The 3,069-nt window shown below is 54.4% G+C and carries 3 protein-coding genes; 1 reads left to right on the top strand and 2 read right to left on the bottom strand.

The window, feature by feature from the left end:
• The coding region (locus VLX68_03900; GenBank protein HUI91372.1) for a site-specific integrase at positions 1-1,170 on the top strand (1,170 nt) is incomplete at its 5' end.
• A gap of 7 nt (positions 1,171-1,177) precedes the next feature.
• On the opposite strand, the gene VLX68_03895 is transcribed toward VLX68_03900, so the two are convergent.
• Positions 1,178-1,528, bottom strand: coding sequence for a hypothetical protein (locus VLX68_03895; GenBank protein ID HUI91371.1), 351 nt, complete (start codon positions 1,526-1,528; stop codon positions 1,178-1,180).
• Positions 1,525-3,069 (bottom strand): AAA family ATPase (locus tag VLX68_03890; GenBank protein HUI91370.1); only part of this gene is annotated, 1,545 nt, incomplete at its 5' end. The genes VLX68_03890 and VLX68_03895, both read right to left, overlap by 4 nt.

The raw sequence follows: 3,069 nt of genomic DNA, 5'->3' as shown, positions 1-3,069 counted from the left end.
GTATTCTATACTATCTGCATGAAGACCAATTCATCGGATAATACGGAACAACGCTGGCAAAAAACGCCCGTGGCGAACCTCGTCCGCCACGTTCAATCAGGAAACTATTATGCGCGAATTCGCGTGCGCGGCAAGCTCATTTGGAAGTCGCTCAAAACCGACCGAATCAGCGTCGCCAAATTACGCCTCGGTGATTTCCACAAAGAGGAGCGGCAGCGTGCCGCGGCGCAGACGGCGGTTGCGCGGGGGAAAATGACTTTCGCCGACGCCCTGCAAACTTACCGCGAGCGGTTAAGCGGCGACCAATCACTCAAAGACCGGAGCAAAACTTACCGGCAGGAACGAATTGCGGCCTTGCTGAAATCTTGGCCCGACCTCAATCAAATGGATGTTGCCCAAATCTCCAAGGCCGATGGTTTGGCTTGGGCCGCGCGATTCGGGAAGACCGCAAGCCCGTCGGCTTTCAACAACACCGTTGGAACATTTCGGGCGGTTTTGGACATCGCAGTTGAGGCGGGGGCGCGTTACGACAACCCGGCCATCCATATCAAACGGAAGAAAATCCGGCAAAAGCTTTTGCAGCTTCCAAGCCAGAAACAGTTTGTGGAATTGATAACCACAATCAGAAAGGGGGACGGTGGCTGGGCGGAACGATGCGCCGATCTCGTGGAATTTCTGGCATACAGCGGTTGCCGAAAAGGTGAAGCGGCGCGGGTTAATGGCCGGGACTGTGACTTTGAAAAGGGCGAAATTACGGTTTTGGGCGACCCGGCTACTGGAACAAAGAATTGGGAAATTCGCCGTGTCCCCATGATTCCCGATATGCGCCGATTGTTGGAACGATTGAAAAATGAGCGCAGTGAAACAGAATTTTTAACCAAGCCAGTCATGCTTGTCCATGAATGTCAGGGTGCTATTGATACGGCTTGCAAGAAACTTGGCATCGCCCGTATCACGCATCACGATTTGCGACATCTGTTTGCTACCCGCTGCATTGAAAGCGGCGTGGACATTCCGACGGTTTCCCGCTGGCTTGGACACAAGGATGGTGGTGCATTGGCGATGAAGGTCTATGGCCATTTGCGCGACAGTCATTCCACCGCGATGGCGCAGAAAGTTCATTTTCTCGAAAGCGAGCCGACGACAAAAGAAGCGGCAGCGAAAAATTAGTGGCGATTCAACCTGGCTCTTTTTCATCCTCGATTTCGATGGCCTTGACCAAACCATCTTCACCGGCGGCCAACGATGAATAACGCTCGACCATCGGCTTGATGGATTCCACGTTCCGCGCCTGCAATGCAATCCCCAGATTGCGGAGGTTTTTCCCTTTGATCCGCACCATGCGGTTCAAAAATGAAATCGTGATGACGTCAGCGCCTTGGGCTGATTCAAATTTGGCCAGTTCGACGTGATGATACGACAACACATAAAAGCAGTCCGCGCTGATTTCCAGCCGCAAATTGTCCATCGGCACAGGATCGCCGCCGACACTGCGACCGAGTTTGTAACAGGGGGAATTGTCTCTCATATTCTCATGCCTCCACTTCGTTTGTTTTGATTTGCCTGACGCCGCGCCATTTCAATCCGCTCCCGCATGGTTTGAGTTTTCTGGGTTTTCCGCTCAACGGTTTCGGTTGGTTTGACGGATTCGGTTTGATTCACCTGCTGCGATTGCTTGGCTGCCTCACGCTGGCGCTCAACTTGGGAATGCCGCTCGGATTCTTCCTGCCGCAACGCTTCCGCCTGCCGGAGGGCTTCTGCTTGACGCTCCAATTTTTCGTTCTGCTCCATTTCCGCCGCTCGCTTTGCCGAAACGCGCCGGGACTGTTGAACATTCAGAACGAAGGCAAGATCCCGTCCCCACATCGTTGCCAGCTTTTGAAACGCGCTCGGCTTCATATCCATCGCGAGCGTCCGATGACCGGAATGCGCGATGTTTTGCCGAAGCTGGATTTTGTCGGCGGTGAAAATTTTGACGCCCTTGCGCCCGCGCGAAATCGTCACATACCATTGTTGCTCGTTGGTAGCCGCCTTGACTGCTGAATCCGAGAACAGGACATAATCCACGGTCTTGCCTTGAGCGGCGTAGGAGGTGACGGCGTAACCGCGCACGAACTGGCGGTAATCTTTTGATAACACCCGCCCATCATCCAAGGCAATGCGCCCGTCGGCGTGGATTTTCTTCACCGTCACCAATTCACCATTAGCGAGCTTGCGGCCATCCTGTGATTTGTCATTGGCCTTGAGTTGCAGCCGATCTCCGGCAGACAGCGAAAGTTCTTTCGGCTGGCAAATCGTGATTTTGTCCAATTCCTTGAACGGCACAGGCCGGATGCGATTGTCGGCCTCAATCAGCAAATGCTTGTCGGTCATGCCGCGCAATTTCCCCGCGCTGCCGGATTTGAATCCGGCCGTTGGGCGGTTGAACACCAGAACGGAGTCGGGCTGGTAAAACCGCTTGTCGCGTTTTTGCGCGTCCGTCAAATCCTGCCGCTCCAATGCCGTGACGGTTGTTTCATCAACGCCAATCAATTTCTGTGATTTCAGGCCGAGCCGGACAGATTCGTTGACCTTGTGAATCTCATTCCAGCTTTGCGAGACGATGACCGTAGATTGCCGATTTTTGAAAAGTTCAAGGAAGTGTTCCGTCAATTTCGATTGTTGATCCGCCAGCGTGCAGGCGACGATGGCGCCTTGATTGTCCAGCCGGTCAAACGATGAGCCGAGCTTGCCCCGCCGCGCCTCATCCACGGCGAGCCGGTATTGTTCCAGCCAATGGCGTTCGGCCTGATTCTTTGCCGCCGCTGGATTTTGACGGCGGATGTTCGTCAGTTTGGCGTAACCAAGACCGGAATACTGTTCAATCGCCCGTAGCGCGTCCGATGCCTCGACCGCTCCATGCTGGCGTGTATCACCGGACAGGATGATGCGCCCCTGGTTGATTTGAATATAATCCAGCAGTTGCAGCATTTGTTTCCCGCCGATTTGCCCGGCCTCATCCACGAGGACGACCGCACCACGCCGCATAGAACGGTGCGCGAGAAAAGCACTGACCGTCTCCGCGCCGGT

Source organism: Chitinivibrionales bacterium, assembly GCA_035516255.1.
Taxonomy (GTDB): domain Bacteria; phylum Fibrobacterota; class Chitinivibrionia; order Chitinivibrionales; family FEN-1185; genus FEN-1185.
The sequence above is the reverse complement of the archived record's forward strand: the minus strand, read 5'-3'. Positions and strand labels throughout refer to the sequence as shown.

Coding starts and splice junctions, on each gene's coding strand:
- VLX68_03895 (HUI91371.1), bottom strand. CDS start 1,528: ATGAGAGACAATTCCCCCTGTTACAAACTCGGTCGCAGTGTCGGCGGC.